Below are 15,439 nucleotides of genomic sequence, written 5' to 3'. Positions count from 1 at the left end.
CTTAGTGCGGCGATCGAAGCAGAACGGGCGCTTTACGCGAAATGCGTAAAGCGCCCGTTCCTTTTAACAATCCTCATCCGCCGGCGATCGACTGCAGGACCAGAAGCTCCGCGCGGGCGGGCAGCACTGTGGAAGCGCCGTCCAGGTCCCGGATGTCCTCGCCGTCCAGGTACAGGTTCACATAGCGGCGCAGCTCCCCGGTCTCGTCACAGATCCGGCGATACACACCGGCGAAATCGGACTGCAGGAGCGCCAGGACATCCGCAACGGTGATGTTTTCCGGTGTGCCTTCGCCAGGCGCGGGACGAAGCGTCAACAGGCGGCGTCCGTCCGCGGCGTCGGCCAGCGCCGCCGGGAGCAACAGCTCGACGTCGGTGCGGCCGGGAGCGTCAGGCCGCGACGGCGCGGACACAGAGCACATCCGGAAGATTGGCTGCCACCAGGTGAAAGCTCTCGCCCTCGTCGGCGCTCGCATACACCTCACCGCCGCGGGTACCGAAGTAGATGCCGGCGGGATCGGCGTCGTCCACGTAGGCGGCATCGCGCAGCACGGCGTTGAAATCATAGGCGGGCAGGCCGGCGTCGAACCGCTCCCAGCTCCCGCCTGCATCTGTGCTGCGGTATACCGCCGGGCGGCCCTGCGGCGGATTGCGTTCCCCCGCCGAGCCCAGCGGAATGGTCCAGATGGTATCCGGGCGGGTGGGGTGGGCAAGCATCACGAAACCGAAATCCGCGGGAAGGCCGTCCGCAATGGACAGCCACTGTCCGCCGGCGTCGTCGCTGCGGTACACCCCGCCGTGGTTCTGGGCGTATAGCCGCTGCGGGTTGCCCGCGTCCCGGGCAACCTTGTGCACGCACTGCCCGAACTCGGGATATTTCTCCGGCATAAAATCCGCGATGATGCCGGTGTTGAATGCGTCCCAGGTCTCCCCGCGGTCATCGGAGCGGTAGACCCCGCCGCTGCTGATCGCCACGTGGACGGAATCGTCGCTCGGGCTGGGCAGGACCGTATGGGCGGCCGGGCCGCCGTAGCCGGCACCCCATTGGGTGCGGTGCGGGTGGTCCCACAACCCCCGCACCAGTTCGAAGTGCTTGCCGCCGTCCTGGGAGCGGAACACGGAGATCGGTTCGCAGCCCGCCCAGACAACGCCCGGCCGGTCCGCGCTGTCCGGCGCCAGCTGCCAGATGCGCTCCAGCGAGGCGCCGGTGTCCTCCGGAAAGGCAATGGCCGCCTGCTCGGGTTCCTGCCAGGTCCGCCCCAGGTCATCCGAAATCGCGACATTGGTGCCCCACCACTCGGACCGGACACCGGCCAGCAGGCGCGGGGTCCCGCTGCGGGCGTCAAAGGCCAGGGACGGGACTTCCGTCATCGCAAACTCCGGCCCGCGCAGCTCCCAGTTGCGGCGGTCGGGGCTCGTGGCCAGCCACAGGCCCTTGCGGGTTCCGATGGCGACGACGGTGGAGGCACCGGGGGATGCGGCGGCGGGCACGGCAGCGGGGTCGGCGGCGGGCATCGCTTCGGGCACGGCATCCATGCGGTTATTCCAGCACCGGGGGGTCCCCGGAACAAGGGGTTGCGCAAAGACCGGCTGCCCGGCGGTCCGACGGATGCGCTGCCGCATGGAAATTGCTGCCCCGGGTGCGATAGACATACAGGATGCTGTTGCTGCAGCCGGAAACCCGGCGTCCATGATCTACATCGATCCGCCGATGTGGCCGGCGCACAACACCCTCTTCTCGCACCTGATCTCCAACTCCGGGCTGGACGAGCTGCACGCGTTCACCCGGGCGGCCGGCATCTCGGACCGGGCGTTCGACGGCGACCACTACGACGTGCCCCGGGAACGCTATGACGCGCTCGTGTCGCTTGGGGCCGTGCCGGTCAGCTGCGGTGACCTGGTCCGCATCCTGATCTCCAGCGGGCTCCGGATCCCGGCGAGGGAGCGTCCCTCTGCCCTTGCCGCCCCGCTGCGCCACCGGTGGAACCGGCTGCTTCCCGGGACCCCGGAGCTGGGCGAACACCTGCTTCAGCTCTGGAATGAACCGCACCGCCGCTACCACGACCGCAGGCATCTGCTGCAGGTCCTGGAGGCCCTGGACCTGCTTGCCGGCGGCGAAGTGCCCCGCCCCGTGGCCCTGGCCGCCTGGTTCCACGATGCCGTGTACACCGGCCGGGCCGGCGCCGATGAGGATGCCTCGGCCCGGCTGGCGGAGCAGCTGCTCTCCGGCGCGGGCGTAGCTGCGGCCGAGACCGCCGAATGCGCACGGCTGATCCGCCTGACCGCCAGCCACGATCCGGCTCCGGCGGACGGCAACGGCGCGCTGCTCACGGACGCGGACCTGGCCGTGCTGGCCCGCGATCCGGCGGGCTATGCCGCCTACCTGCAGGCGGTCCGCGCCGAGTACGCGCACCTTTCAGCGGAGGACTTCACTGCCGGACGACGCCGGGTGGTCCGGCAGCTTGCCGCAGCCGATCCGCTCTACCGGACGCCCGCCGGCCGGCAGCTCTGGGAGGAACGGGCCCGCCGTAACCTGGCTGCGGAACTGGCGGAAGACCCGTCCGGGGCATCGAGGACCGCGCCCGCCGGCCCGGCCCGGGACGCGGCAACGGACCAGCCATGACGAGACGCGATGACGCGCCCGGGTTCAGCGGCCAGTTCACCGGGCACCGGCGCGGCAGCCCCGGCTACCGCGGCGTCCTGGTGGGACTGGCCGCGGCCGGTGTGGCTACCTTCGCCCAGCTGTACTCCCTGCAGGGAGTCCTGCCCGAACTCGCTGCCGATCTGGGTATCTCCGCCTCGTCGGCGGCGTTGACGGTTTCCGCAGCCACCCTCGGACTCGCCGTCACGGTGATTCCCTGGTCCGCCGCAGCGGACCGGTTCGGCCGGCTGCCAGCCATGCGCCTGGCAATCCTGGCCGCCGTGGTGCTGGGCCTGGCCGTTCCGCTCAGCCCCAATCTGCCGATGCTGCTGGGACTCCGCTTCCTTGAGGGGGCGGCGCTGGGCGGGATTCCGGCGGTGGCGCTGGCTTACCTCAGCGAGGAAGTGAGCAGGCTGCATGCCGCAGTGGCGGCCGGGACCTACGTTTCGGGCACCACCATCGGCGGTCTCGCGGGCCGGATCCTGGCCGCACCCCTGGCGGAATTGGTGAACTGGCGGGTGGGTGTAGCCGCGGTGAGCCTCCTGGCAGCCGGAGCCGCAGTCGTTTTTATGCTCACCGCACCCCGCCAGCACGGTTTTGTCCCCGTCCGCCGTGCCGCCTCCGGACACGGCCTGGCTGCGCGGCTGGCGGCGAACCTTCGCAGCCCGCGGCTGCTGGCCCTGTATTCACAGGGCTTCCTGCTGATGGGCGGGTTCGTGGCGGTTTACAACTATCTGGGTTTCCGGCTGGGCGAGCCGCCCTTCGGGCTGCCCCAGAGCCTGGCCAGCTCCCTGTTCCTCGCCTATCTCGCCGGAACCTGGTCCTCCCGGGCCGCCGGTACCCTTGCGGCCCGGCTTCGCGGCGGGCGGAAGCCGGTGCTGCTGCTGTCCCTCGGTGCCATGGCGGTGGGTCTTGCCCTGACGCTGGCCGAGAACCTTCCGGCCATCGTGGCCGGACTGCTCGTCTTCACCGCCGGTTTCTTCGCCGCGCATTCCATTGCCTCCGGCTGGACTCCGCTACTCGCCCGGGAGGGGCGGGCACAGGCCTCCTCGCTCTACAACCTCTTCTACTACACCGGGTCCAGCCTGCTGGGCTGGGTGGGCGGCTATTACTTCCAGCAGGGCGGCTGGCTGTTCCTGGTGGTTTTTGTCGGCGTGCTGCTGCTGGCGGCGGCACTGGCGGCCGGCCTGGTCCTGCGCAGCAACGACGACGACGGCGGCGCCGGGGCGGCGGACCCCGCAGCAGCGGCACCGGACAACGGACGCAAAACGTAGGCTGGATGGTGTGAAGACCGAAGCCGACCTTTCCTCCCGGCGGCTCAGCCGCCGGATCCTGGCCCTGGCCCTCCCGGCGCTGGGCGCACTGATTGCCGAACCCCTGTTCCTGCTGGCGGATTCCGCCATTGTCGGGCACCTCGGCGTGGCCCAGCTGGCCGGCGTGGGCCTCGCCTCCACGGTGCTGCAGACCGCCGTCGGGCTGATGGTCTTCCTGGCCTATTCCACCACCGGCACGGTGGCGCGCTACCTCGGCGGCAACCGGCAGCCTGAGGCGCTCGCCGCGGGACGGGACGGCATTGCCCTGGCCGTCCTGTTGGGCGCCGTGCTTTCGACCGCGGGGTACCTCTTCGCTCCACAGCTGTGCAGTGCCATGGGTGCCACCGGTGACGTGCACCGCTACGCCGTCGATTACCTGCGCTTTTCGATGCCCGGCCTGACCGCGATGCTGGTGGTCCTGGCCGCCACCGGCGTCCTGCGCGGGCTGCAGGACACCCGCACCCCGCTGGTGGTTGCCACGGCCGGCTTCGCCGTGAACATCGGGCTGAATTACCTGCTGGTCTACGGGTTCTCCCTGTCCGTGGCGGGATCTGCCCTGGGCACCAGCATCGCGCAGTGGGGCATGGCGGTGTTCTACCTGATCGCGGTGGCGCGGATGGCACGCTCCCAAGGCGTGCCCCTGCTTCCCGCAGTGTCGGGGATCCGGGCCACCGCCCACGTGGGTTCGTGGCTGATGCTGCGGACGCTGAGCCTGCGTGCCGCCGTGCTCGCGACCGTCCTGGTTGCCACCGCGCAGGGACCGGAATCCCTCGCGGCCCACCAGCTGGTCATGACCGTGTTTACCTTCCTGGCGTTCGCGCTGGACGCCCTGGCCATCGCGGCGCAGGCAATGATCGGGAAGGAACTGGGAGCCGGAGATACCGTGACGGCCCGCGCGCTGACCCGGCGGATGATTGTGTGGGGTGTGGGCTTCGGCGTCATCACCGGAGCCCTGTTGGCGCTGGTGGCGCCGGTGGCAGGGGTGCTCTTCACCAGCGACGCCGGAGTGCAGCAGGCCATGACCGCCGGGCTTTGGGTCCTCGCGGTTTCGCAGCCGATCTGCGGTCTGGTGTTTGTGCTGGACGGCGTGCTGATCGGGGCGGGGGACGCCAGATACATGGCGCTCACCGGCATGCTGAACCTGGCCGCCTATCTGCCGCTGCTGATCTGGGTGCACGCTGCGGGGCTGTCCGGCGCCGGGGGGATCGCCTGGTTGTGGGCGGCGTTTGCCCTTGGCTACATGAGCGCACGCGGAATCACCTTGTCCTGGCGGACCCGGCGGGACGCCTGGATGGTGACCGGTGCCCGGGCCGGAGCAGGGAGCGACTAAGCTTGACGGTGGCCAACCGGCCACCGAAATGACGCAAAAGTGAAAGCGGAGGCTCTGCAGTGGGCGCATCCAATCCCGGAGCACCTTGGGGACCCATGCTGGTCCGTTCAATGGTCGCAGCAGTCTACGGCGTGCTGACCGTGTTCTGGCAGGACCCCACCGAGCCCGTCCTGGTGGTTGCCGGCGGCACGTATCTGCTGCTCACCGGCGTCGCACTCTGGCCCATGCTCACCGCGGCACGCGGACACGGCAACGTTCGGGCTTTCCTGCTGGTTGAAGCCGCCGCCTACGTTCTGGCCGGTGCGGCCACGCTGGTCTTCGCCTCGGCCGAGGCATTCCGGGCCGCGGCTGCCGCCGCCCTCATCCTCGGGGGAGTCCTGGAAATCATCCTCTGGGTCCGGAACCGCAGCGGCTTCCTGCCGGCCCGTGACTGGCTGATCACCGGTGCCGCCGCCCTGGGGGCCGGCATCCTGGTGCCGCTCGTCTACAGCCTGGGTGTCCGCGCCTTGCTCGGCGTGACCGGTGGCGCGGCGATCATCATTGCGGTGATCGTGGCCATTTCCGCCCTGGGCGCCCGGCATGATTCCCGTGCAGCCGTGGACGAGCAGGCATAGGCCGTAAACTAGGTAACGCGCGCGGTGCATCTACGCTCCGATCCGCGCCACCCCAACGCAGCAGGAGGCAATCATAGTGGCGAACAGCTCAACCGGTGGACCGCAGAGGCGGAACTCCGTTAAGGCACCGCTGATTTTCTCTGCCGTGCTGGCGTTGATTGCCGGCATTGCCACCATGATCTTCGCCACCGGGGGAGCGGAGCAGGAACTGAGGTTCGACCTCGGGCTCATTGCCGTCGGCATTGCGTTCATCGCGTCGCTGCTGGTCTCTTCGCTGCTGCTGATGACGGAGAAACCGAACCCCGAGCACCTAAGCCAGGGCTCGGGTGTCCACCGCAGTTCGGCAAAGATCCCGGGCGGTGCGGGAAACGTGGGCAAGCCAACCGCGCCCGCAACGGATCAGGACGATTCGCCCCGGCCCGCGGATCCCACCGCCTGAGCAGCTAGATCTCCCGTCCGCTGGACGGGTCGCACCCGCCGGTGCCCAGAATGAGCTCAGCAGCGTCAGCGGACCGGTCGGTAACCGTGGTCGGCGACTCCAGATGCACTGCGCCGGAGGGAATCATTCCGGCGCCGCCGAACCTCTCCATTACCCGCCACTGGGCTGCCACGTCCTCCCCGGCGTGCCCCGGCGGCAGCTGGTCCCAGAACCCGAAGCCGCCGCACGCAAGCAGGGACTGCCGGTCATAGAGGACGCACGCCCCCACCCAGGCGATCCGGTACAGCCGCCATTCTCCCGGCGGAATCCCGAGTCCGGACGCCACATGTGCCAGATTCGCGGCGTTGTGCAGGGTCCAGCGTGAGAAGCCCGGCTGGTTGCGGCGGATCCGCTCCGGCTGCACCTGTCCGTTCTCCCAGGCCTCGAACGGCTGCTGTTCCTCGGGCCGCCGGTCGGTGAGGTAGGACAGCCCCTGCACGGCCGCCCCCACAAACCCGCCGCCGGACGCCGCCAGGGCCGCCGTCAGCCGGGCCAGCATGTCCGGTTCCAGCCAGACGTCGTCGTCCAGGAACAGGACCAGCGGAGCGCCGGCCTGCCCAAGCAGGAAGTGCCGCTGTTCGGCCAGCCCCCGGGCCGGCAGGTGCCTCAGCAACCGGACCGGACGGCCCTGCGCCTGCAGGACCCGGACCATCGCTTCGGCGGCGGGATGGTCCCAGGACGGGACGTCGGTGCTTTGGTCGCTGATGACGACGGCGAAGTCCGGCCCGTCCTGCGCGGCCAGCCCGGCGAGGGTGACCGCGAGCTCGGCCGGCCGGTTGCGGGTCGGAATCAGCACGTCCACCGCCGCCGCACTGCCCGCCTGGGGTGGGCGGGCCCAGTCCCCGGACCAGCGGCGCGTCACGGCGGGATCCCGGAGCCGTTCCCGCCAGCGGTTGCTTCCGAGCCGCCGCTGCCCGCGGGGTTTCCCTCAGTCCCGCCGGGACCATTCCCGGTGCCGCCGGACCGGATCCGGGACACCAGTGCAGTGGTGGAGTGGTCGGAAACATAGTCCAGGATCAGCACCCGGCCGCCGCACTCCTCCACCACCGGGGTTTCAGCCAGCATCTGGGCGGAGTAGTCCCCGCCCTTGGCGTAAACATCCGGGCGCAGCTCCCGGATGAGCGGAATCGGCGTGTCCGTGTCGAACACGGTCACGTAGTCCACGCAGCTGAGCGCGGCAATGATTCCGGCCCGGTCATGGACGGGATTGATGGGACGGCCCGGTCCTTTCAGCCGTCGGGCGGACGCATCGCTGTTCAGGGCGACCACCAGTATGTCGCCGAGCTGTTTGGCCTGGTTCAGGTACCGGGTGTGCCCGCGGTGCAGGACGTCGAAACAGCCGTTGGTCAGGACAATCCTGCGCCCGGCGGCACGTTCGACGGCGGTCCGGGCCAGGAGATCGGCCTGGCTGAGTGCCGTGTCGGCAAAGCTGTCCAGATGCTTTTCCAGGTCGGCGGTGCTGCAGACGGAGGTGCCGGGCCGCTGGACCACAATATCGGCGGCGTTCTGCGCCAGGTCCGCGGCGGTGGACAGGGGCAGGCCTGCGGCCCGGGCCAGCGTCAGGCAGGCAACGAAGGTGTCGCCTGCTCCCGACGCCTGTTTTTCGGCGGCGGGACGCGCCCAGGTGCGGTGGAACCCGCCGTCCGCGCCGATCACGGCCGCGCCGTCGCGGTCCAGGGTGACGGCTGCCGCTGCCGCACCGGCGGCGGCGAGCAGGGCCGGTGCAGCGGTCCGAACCGCTGCCGCCCGGTCATGCCCCAGCGACTTTGACCCGCCCAGCAGTTGCGCGGCTTCGGCGGCATTCGGCGTGACCAGGTCGGGGGACAGATGGGCCCAGCCCGCGGCGTCGTGGGCGTCCACGACGGTGAGGCGGCCGCCGCGCAGTGCCACCAGGGCGTCGTGGACGGCCCCGTGCAGCAGCCCGGTGCCGTAGTCGCAGACCACCAATGCATCGGCGCCCTCCAGCAGTGCAGGCACGGAAGCCGCCAGCAGTTCTTCTGCCTCCGGCGGGAACCGCCCGCCGTCGTCGAGCCGGAACAGGACCTGTTCCGCGGCGACAATCCGGTCCTTCGTGGCGGTCTGCGCGTCGGGGTGCCGCACCATCCCGCGCAGGTCCACGCCCGCCTCTGCCAGGATGCCGCGCAGCCGGTCACCGGCGGCGTCGGTGCCGGTCAGTCCGCCGAGCCGGACCCGTGCTCCGAGCGCCTGCAGGTTCATGGCGGTGTTTCCCGCACCGCCGGGTGCGTAGTTTTTCCGCTGCACATCCACCACGGGAGCCGGGGCCTCGCGGCAGAACCGTTCGGTGACCCCGGACCACCAGCCGTCCAGCATCACATCGCCGATGACCGCTATGCACAGGGAGGCGGCCGCGAGGCGATCAGGGAGCCCGGGAGCGAGGCTGCGGACCTCCCCGGGGTTCCGGAAGTCCGTCACTCCGGTATTCCCGGTGCCGCGGTGCCCGGAGAGCCGACGTGGACCACCTTTACGAGGGAGAACTCGTCCAGCAGTTCCGGGCCGTAGCCAAATCCTCGGCCGCTCCGGCGCCGGGGCTGTGCCGAACCGCCCGGGGCGCCGCCGAACACGGCGTTGATCTTCACCGTGCCCACGTCCAGGCCAGCCACTGCCTGCTGCGCGTGGGCAATGCTGCCCGTCAAGACCGTGGCGGCCAGCCCGTAGGACCCCGCAGCGGCGAGGGCGAGCCCTTCGTCGAAGCTGTCCACCACCTGCACGGCGGCCACCGGGCCGAATGTTTCGGCATCGAAGACCTCCATCCCCGCCGAGCAGTTCAGCAGGACGGTCGCGGGGTAGTGGGCTCCGGGTCCTTCCGGTAATGCGCCGCCCTCCGCAACCGTGGCGCCGCGGCCCAGCGCCTGGGTGACCTGCTGGTGCACGGTGTCGCGGAGCCGGGTATCCACCAGCGGCGCGACCGCGTGCGCGCGGTTGCGCCGCCGCGCTTCGGCCATCAGCTCGGCGCAGAACACATCCGCGATGTTGCGGTGAACGTAAATGCGCTCCACCGAGGTACAGATCTGTCCGCTGTTGCTGAATGCCCCGACAGCTGCCTGTCCGGCCGCCCATCGCGGATCCACATCTGCATCAACCAGCAGCGGATCGTTGCCGCCGTTCTCGAGAATGACGTGGGCTCCCGTCAGGGCGGCCGCCCGGGCAATCCTGGCGCCGGTCGCACTGGAACCCACGTGTGCCAGGACGTCCGCCCCTGCCTCCATGGTCAGCTGGGCACCCACGTCCGGGCCGCCGGTGACCGTGGTGAGGACACCGGCGGGGAACAGCGGAGCGAGGATCTCCCCGAGCAGTTTCCCGGTGTGGGGAGAACGCTCGCTGGGCTTGTGAATCACCGTGTTTCCGGTGACCAGCGCCGCGCCGATCAACCCGGCGGCGACGGCCACCGGGTCGTTCCACGGAGTCAGCACCACGGCGACACCGCGAGGCCCGGCTACCGTGTAGTCCGCAGCCAGCGATGCACCGCGGAGGCTATGCCCCCGGTGCACAGGGCCAAGTTCGGCGTATTGCTCCAATGCGGCCACCCCGGCCTGCACCCCGGCAAGGGCTTCGGTCCCGGGCCGTCCGGTCTCACGGGTGTTCCACTTGGCCAGTTCGGCGGCCCGCAGCTCCAGGGCAGCGGCGGCGGCGCGCAGGAGGCGCCCCCGCTCTGCGGGGTCGGTGCCCGCCCACCCGGGCAGGGCGCCGCGGGCTGCCGCCACGGCGGCGCGGATGCCGGCCCGTCCGTCCTGCTCCACCCGACCCACCGGCGTTCCGTCCCGGGGATCGAAAATGGTGAGCGGCTCGGGGGAACCGGCGGGGTGCATCGGGGAGGCGGGCCGGGGAGCCGGCGGCTGGATGGTGGTGGACATGCTGCTCCTTGTCGCGCGTTGTATAGCTCCCATACCCCGTTTCCGGCGGATTCAGACAGGCGCGGAAAGCAGGTGCGGGGCTGCAGGCGGCGGCACGGGGTTCCGGCCGCCTCGACGGACTTATGCCGTCAGCGGCATATATTGCCGGAGCCTTCTGGTCCTTCGGACCGCGATCCGCCGCGGCCAACTGGAGGAGACACCTCCCTTGGGTCCGGCGTCGCCAGCACCTATGGTGAGTGCCCACAGGGCAGACCGGCGCGGCACGCGCGTCCTCGGCGAAAGGAAGCCCAATGAAGCAGCAGACCACGGAACAGCGCGGGCCGCTGCACCCGCCTGGCGACCGGGCGGGGCTCGTCCGCGGTGTCGGCCCCCTGGCCGCACCCTTTCCGGCGGTGAAGAAAATCGCCGTGCTGCGCGGCGGAGGGCTGGGGGACCTGATGTTCGCCCTGCCTGCGGTCGAAGCGCTCGCCGCCGCCTATCCGTCCGCGTCCATCACGTTGCTTGGTACTGCACTTCACGCCGCCCTGCTGGCGGACCGGCCCGGGCCGGTGCAGCGGGTGGAGGTCCTGCCCGCCGCCCCCGGCATTGCCTCCGGACCGGCGGACCCGGCGGCCGTTGAGGCATTCCTGGCCCGGATGCAGCGGGAGCGGTTTGATCTGGCCGTACAGGTGCACGGGGGCGGCCGGAATTCGAACCCCTTCCTGCTCCGCTTGGGGGCACGGCACACAGCGGGGACCCGCACCCCCGATGCTGCTGCCCTGGAGCGGAGCATTCCCTACATCTACTACCAGCACGAGGTCTTCCGGGCCCTGGAAGTGGCCGGGCTCGCCGGGGCCGCCCCCGTCAGCCTGGACGCGCAGCTGCCCGTCCTGCCCGAAGAAGCAGCAGCGGCGCGGGCCCTGGTATCGCCGGGCCGGAACCTGGTGACCCTGCACCCCGGGGCCACGGACCCGCGGCGGCGGTGGCCGGCGTCGTGCTTCGCGGAGGTGGCGGTGCGTGCCGTCGCCCGGGGCTGCCAGGTTGTGGTGGTGGGCGACGACGCCGACCGGGGCCTCGCGCAGGAGGTTGTGGACCTTGCGCTCGCCGAGGCCGGACCCGATGCGCCCGTCCGCTCACTCGCCGGCGAACTGGGCATCGGCACACTCGGAGCCCTGCTGCAGGCCAGTGCGGTGATGGTGGGCAATGACAGCGGGCCCCGGCATCTGGCGCAGGCGGTTGGCGCGGCCACGGTGGGGATCTACTGGTTCGGCAACGTCGTCAACGCCGGGGCGATGGGCCGCACCCGGCACCGGGTGCACATGTCCTGGGTGTCGGAGTGCCCCGTCTGCAAGGCGGACGTCACGCAGGTCGGCTGGACGGCGGAGCGGTGCGAACATGACGATTCGTTTGTGGCGGAAGTGCGGACCGCAGATGTGTGGGCCGACGTCGACGAGCTGCTGGGGTAGCGCCGGGATCCCCTTGATGCCAGCGGAGGAGAGGGAGTTTACGGCACCGTAACGGACCGATACCGCACCGTAACAGGGGGTGTCCGCCGCAGAAACAAAGCGTTCGTAGGCTCGGGATTCATCACCCCGCACCTACTGAAAGCGGTACCCATGAACGTCCTGCCCCGGTTGCGCACACGCGCCGCGAATACACGAATCCTGCTCGGCACACTCGCCGCGTCCAGCCTTCTGATGGTCACCGCCTGCGGCGGGTCTGCCGACGCCGGGGACGCGGAGTACGACACCCTGGACGTGAACCTGTCCTGGATCAAGAACGCCGAATTCGCCGGTGAGTACTTCGCCGAGGAGAAGGGCTATTACGCGGATGCAGGCTTCTCCGAGGTGAACCTCATAGCAGGCGGTCCCGGCGGCACCTCGACGGAAACCATGGTCCTCTCCGGCGGCGCCCTGGTGGGAACCTCCAGCCCCATGGGGGTGGCCCCGGTCATCGCGGAGCAGGACGCACCGCTGAAAATCATCGGCACCACCTATCAGAAGAACCCGTTCGTCATCATCTCCCTGGGTTCCCTGCCCATCACCACGCCGGAGGACCTCGTTGGCAAACGGATCGGAGTGCAGGCCGGCGTCAACGAAACACTCTTTGACGCCCTGCTCGAGGTCAACGGGATCGATCCCGGTTCCGTGGAAAAGGTCCCGGTGCAATATGACCCGCAGCCGCTGGTCAACGGGGATGTGGACGGATTCTTCGGCTACCTCACCAATGAAGTGCTGACACTGGAGCAGGCCGGGCATCAAACCGCCGTACTGCCCTTCGCCGACAACGGCCTCCCGTTCATCGCAGAGAGCTTCGTGACGACTGACGAAGCCATTGAAACCCGCCGGGAGGAACTCAAGGCATTCCTGAAGGCGACCGCGCAGGGATGGAAGGACGCCGTCGCCGACCCCGAGGAGTCCGCACGGCTGGCCGTCGAGGTCTACGGCACGGACCTGAACCTGGACACGGCCAAGGAGACCCGGCAGGCCGAGGAACAGAACACCAAGCTTGTTGTATCCGCGGATACCGAAGCCAACGGATTGTTCACCATCTCGGACTCGCTGATCGCGGAGAACCTGGAAATCCTGAAACTGGCCGGATATGACCTCACCGCCGAGCAGGTGTTCGACATGAGCCTCCTGGCCGAGGTGTACGAGGAAAACCCGGAGCTGAAGTAGATGCAGTCCGAACACGCCCTGGCACCGGCTTCCCCGGGCATCACAGCACCCGGGGAAGCCGCCCGGCCGGGCAGCGGCACGGGAATCCGGCTGACGAATCTCGGTAAGACGTTCGGATCGGGGCGGAAAGAGGTGACAGCCCTGGCGGAGACCAACCTCGTCACCGACCGCGGATCCTTCATCTCCCTGCTGGGTCCTTCCGGCTGCGGAAAATCCACCGTGCTGCGGATCCTGGCCGGGTTGGAAACACCGACCACCGGGGAAGTCCTTGTAGACGGAAAGTCGCCCCAGGATCTCCGGCGCGGCCATGAACTGGGCATCGCCTTCCAGGACTCGGCGCTGCTGCCGTGGCGGAGCGTGTACACGAATATCCGGTTGCCGCTGGAGGTCGCCGGGCGTGCAGCGGATGACGCTTATATCCGCGAGCTGATCAATCTGGTGGGCCTGGAGGGATTCGAAAAGGCCCGGCCCGCGCAGCTCTCCGGCGGCATGCGGCAACGCGTTTCGATTGCGCGGGCGCTGGTTCTGAAACCGTCGGTACTGCTGCTGGATGAGCCCTTCGGGGCCCTGGACGATATGACCCGCCAGCGCCTGAACCTTGAACTGCTGCGGATCTGGACCGAGAAACCCGCCACGACGCTGATGGTCACCCACGGAATTTCCGAGGCCATCTTCCTCTCGGACACGGTGGCGGTGATGAGCCCGCGTCCCGGCCGCGTGAAGGAGGTCATCACCGTGGACCTCCCGCGGCCGCGCACCCCGCAAATGATGCGGACCCCCGAATTCCACGCCCTGCACGACCACGCCTCCGAGCTGCTTTTCGGCGGGCCGTCCTCCGCGGAGGCATCATGACCCGCGTGCCGCCGTGGGCCGTGGGGGTCACCGGCGCGGCTGCCGTACTGGCCCTCTGGTGGGTAGGTGCGGCCACCTTCCTCAGTGGCATCGGCGCCGCAGGCGACGGCGGCCCCGGAGCCATCCCGACCCCGTGGGAGGTGCTCGCCCAGGTGGGGGCCGACGGATGGGGTTTCTACTGGCGCAATGCCGCCGTGACCCTGGCCGAAGCCGGCGCCGGTTATCTGTGGGGCAACGCCCTGGCCCTGCTGCTGGCGTTCCTGGTGCTGTTGGTCCCGCGGCTCGAGCAGCTCGCCACGCAGCTGGCCGTCGTCAGCTACTGCCTGCCGGTGGTCGCCGTCGGCCCCGTGATCTTTATTGTCCTGGGCCCGCCGCGGTCCGGAGAGTCCTCGGGAACGGCGGTGGCACTGGCTGCACTGTCGGTGTTTTTCACCACGATGGTCAGCGCCCTGGCCGGGTTGAAAGCGGCGGACCGTGCCTGCCTGGACATCGTCACGGTGTTCGGCGGCCGCCGGATCCATCAGTTGCTCAAGGTCCGCATCATTGCTGCCCTGCCGTCGGTCCTGGCTGCGTTGAAAATTGCCGCACCGGCCGCGTTGCTTGGTGCCATCCTCGGTGAGTACGTGGGCGGAGTGGACCGTGGACTGGGGCCCGCGATGGTCAACGCGCAGCAGACCCTGGAAGTGGCACGGGTATGGGGTGTGGCGGGTGCCTGTGCCGCCCTGGCCGGTTCCGCCTACGCGGTGCTGGGGCTCCTGTCCCGATTTGCTGTTCCGTGGGCCTCCGGCGCGCCGGGTGTCCGGGTGGGCGGCCTGTGATGGGCGCGCTGGTCCGGTCCGTCGGCCGGATGCTGCTGGGCCTGGCGGTGTCACTGGCCGTGGTTGGTGCGCTCTGGATCGGGCTGCTGAAGGTTTTCGACGTGTCCGCCTACATCGGCAAGGGACCGTGGGAGGTCTGGACATTCCTGGTCCTGGACCCGGAGGCCGCAGAGAACCGCGCGCTGGTCGGCGGGCAGCTGGGACAGACACTGCTCGACGCCGGCATGGGGTTCGCCGCCGGAATGCTGGCCGCGCTCGCCGCGGCCTGTGTCTTCACCCTGTTCCGCGGGGTGGAGCACGCTCTGATGCCGCTGGCCATGCTCCTGCGCTCGGTGCCGCTGGTGGCACTCGCCCCGATGATCATCCTGGTCTTCGGCCGGCAGGAAGCTGCGGTGGCCGCGATGGGCGGCATTGTGGTGCTGTTCCCCGCGCTCGTCACCATCGTGTTCGGCCTGCGCTCCGCCTCACCGGCCATGCTCGAAGTGGTGCAGGTGTACGGGGGCAGCCGGTTCGATGCCTTCCGGAAGGTGGCGGTGCCGACAGCAGTGCCCGCCCTGTTCACCGCGCTGCGGGTCTCCATTCCCGGGGCACTGACCGGGGCGTTGCTCGCGGAGTGGCTCGCCACGGGGCAGGGAATCGGCTACGGGATAGTCTCCGCGGTGTCCCGGGCGCGGTATGACCAGGTGTGGGCCGCCGTCGTCGCCGTGACCTTGGCCTCGATCCTGCTGTACGCGGTGGTTGCCGCAGTGGAGGCGGCCCTGAAGCAGCGCGCAGGGACGTAGCCTGCCACCCGCCGTCCCGGCTCCGGGGGAGGGCAAAGCCGAGGAAACGGTTGAGTGCCGGGCGGCGCGGCGCAAGACTGTTG

At 69.7% G+C, this 15,439-nt stretch carries 15 protein-coding genes; 10 read left to right on the top strand and 5 right to left on the bottom strand.

Annotated elements, in window-relative coordinates; all coding sequences use genetic code 11:
- Positions 1-73: 73 nt before the first annotated feature.
- Positions 74-412, bottom strand: coding sequence for a MoaD/ThiS family protein (locus NNX34_RS05395; protein ID WP_255765481.1), 339 nt, complete (start codon positions 410-412; stop codon positions 74-76).
- Positions 390-1,514, bottom strand: a complete 1,125-nt coding sequence (locus tag NNX34_RS05390; protein WP_255765738.1) for an exo-alpha-sialidase — start codon at positions 1,512-1,514, stop codon at positions 390-392. Before NNX34_RS05390 ends, NNX34_RS05395 begins: the two co-directional genes overlap by 23 nt.
- A gap of 175 nt (positions 1,515-1,689) precedes the next feature.
- Between NNX34_RS05390 and NNX34_RS05385 the strand changes: the two genes are divergently transcribed.
- From NNX34_RS05385 to NNX34_RS05365, 5 genes are all read left to right on the top strand, one after another.
- Entirely contained in the window at positions 1,690-2,622 is a 933-nt protein-coding gene (locus tag NNX34_RS05385; RefSeq protein WP_255765737.1) for a DUF4031 domain-containing protein, read from the top strand.
- Positions 2,619-3,914 (top strand): MFS transporter, encoded by a 1,296-nt coding sequence (locus NNX34_RS05380; RefSeq protein ID WP_255765480.1) that lies wholly within the window; start codon positions 2,619-2,621, stop codon positions 3,912-3,914. The genes NNX34_RS05385 and NNX34_RS05380 overlap by 4 nt, the downstream gene beginning before the upstream one ends.
- Before the next feature lie 10 nt (positions 3,915-3,924).
- Entirely contained in the window at positions 3,925-5,283 is a 1,359-nt protein-coding gene (locus NNX34_RS05375; protein WP_255765479.1) for an MATE family efflux transporter, read from the top strand.
- A 59-nt stretch (positions 5,284-5,342) separates the two neighbouring features.
- The gene (locus NNX34_RS05370) at positions 5,343-5,897 is read left to right on the top strand and encodes a hypothetical protein (RefSeq protein ID WP_255765478.1); all 555 of its coding nucleotides are present in this window, start codon (positions 5,343-5,345) and stop codon (positions 5,895-5,897) included.
- A 76-nt stretch (positions 5,898-5,973) separates the two neighbouring features.
- Positions 5,974-6,336 carry a hypothetical protein gene (locus tag NNX34_RS05365; protein ID WP_255765477.1) on the top strand — a complete coding sequence of 121 codons (363 nt, stop codon included), beginning with the start codon at positions 5,974-5,976 and terminating at the stop codon, positions 6,334-6,336.
- 4 nt (positions 6,337-6,340) lie between these two features.
- Here the strand turns inward: NNX34_RS05365 and NNX34_RS05360 are convergent, their stop codons facing one another.
- From NNX34_RS05360 to NNX34_RS05350, 3 genes are read right to left on the bottom strand one after another with little or no spacing between them, the layout of a single operon-like run.
- Positions 6,341-7,237 carry a glycosyltransferase family A protein gene (locus tag NNX34_RS05360; protein ID WP_255765476.1) on the bottom strand — a complete coding sequence of 299 codons (897 nt, stop codon included), beginning with the start codon at positions 7,235-7,237 and terminating at the stop codon, positions 6,341-6,343.
- A complete protein-coding gene (rfaE2, locus tag NNX34_RS05355; RefSeq protein ID WP_255765475.1) occupies positions 7,234-8,808 on the bottom strand; it encodes a D-glycero-beta-D-manno-heptose 1-phosphate adenylyltransferase in 1,575 nt (524 codons plus the stop codon). Before rfaE2 ends, NNX34_RS05360 begins: the two co-directional genes overlap by 4 nt.
- Positions 8,805-10,247 (bottom strand): aldehyde dehydrogenase, encoded by a 1,443-nt coding sequence (locus NNX34_RS05350; protein ID WP_255765474.1) that lies wholly within the window; start codon positions 10,245-10,247, stop codon positions 8,805-8,807. Before NNX34_RS05350 ends, rfaE2 begins: the two co-directional genes overlap by 4 nt.
- A 290-nt stretch (positions 10,248-10,537) precedes the next feature.
- On the opposite strand from NNX34_RS05350, the gene NNX34_RS05345 reads away from it, so the two are divergent.
- From NNX34_RS05345 to NNX34_RS05325, 5 genes are all read left to right on the top strand, one after another.
- On the top strand, positions 10,538-11,692 hold the full coding sequence (locus NNX34_RS05345) for a glycosyltransferase family 9 protein (RefSeq protein ID WP_255765473.1): 1,155 nt from the start codon (positions 10,538-10,540) through the stop codon (positions 11,690-11,692).
- 150 nt (positions 11,693-11,842) lie between these two features.
- Positions 11,843-12,904: an ABC transporter substrate-binding protein gene (locus tag NNX34_RS05340; protein WP_255765472.1), complete on the top strand. Its 1,062-nt coding sequence runs from the start codon at positions 11,843-11,845 to the stop codon at positions 12,902-12,904.
- Positions 12,905-13,756, top strand: coding sequence for an ABC transporter ATP-binding protein (locus NNX34_RS05335; protein WP_255765471.1), 852 nt, complete (start codon positions 12,905-12,907; stop codon positions 13,754-13,756).
- Positions 13,753-14,574, top strand: coding sequence for an ABC transporter permease (locus NNX34_RS05330; protein WP_255765470.1), 822 nt, complete (start codon positions 13,753-13,755; stop codon positions 14,572-14,574). The genes NNX34_RS05335 and NNX34_RS05330 overlap by 4 nt, the downstream gene beginning before the upstream one ends.
- Complete coding sequence (locus NNX34_RS05325; protein WP_255765469.1) at positions 14,574-15,356, top strand: ABC transporter permease; 783 nt, start codon at positions 14,574-14,576, stop codon at positions 15,354-15,356. The genes NNX34_RS05330 and NNX34_RS05325 overlap by 1 nt, the downstream gene beginning before the upstream one ends.
- The last annotated feature ends 83 nt before the right edge of the window (positions 15,357-15,439 follow it).

This window comes from Arthrobacter sp. zg-Y1116 (assembly GCF_024385485.1).
In the GTDB taxonomy this organism is placed as follows: domain Bacteria; phylum Actinomycetota; class Actinomycetes; order Actinomycetales; family Micrococcaceae; genus Arthrobacter_B.
The sequence above is the reverse complement of the archived record's forward strand: the minus strand, read 5'-3'. Positions and strand labels throughout refer to the sequence as shown.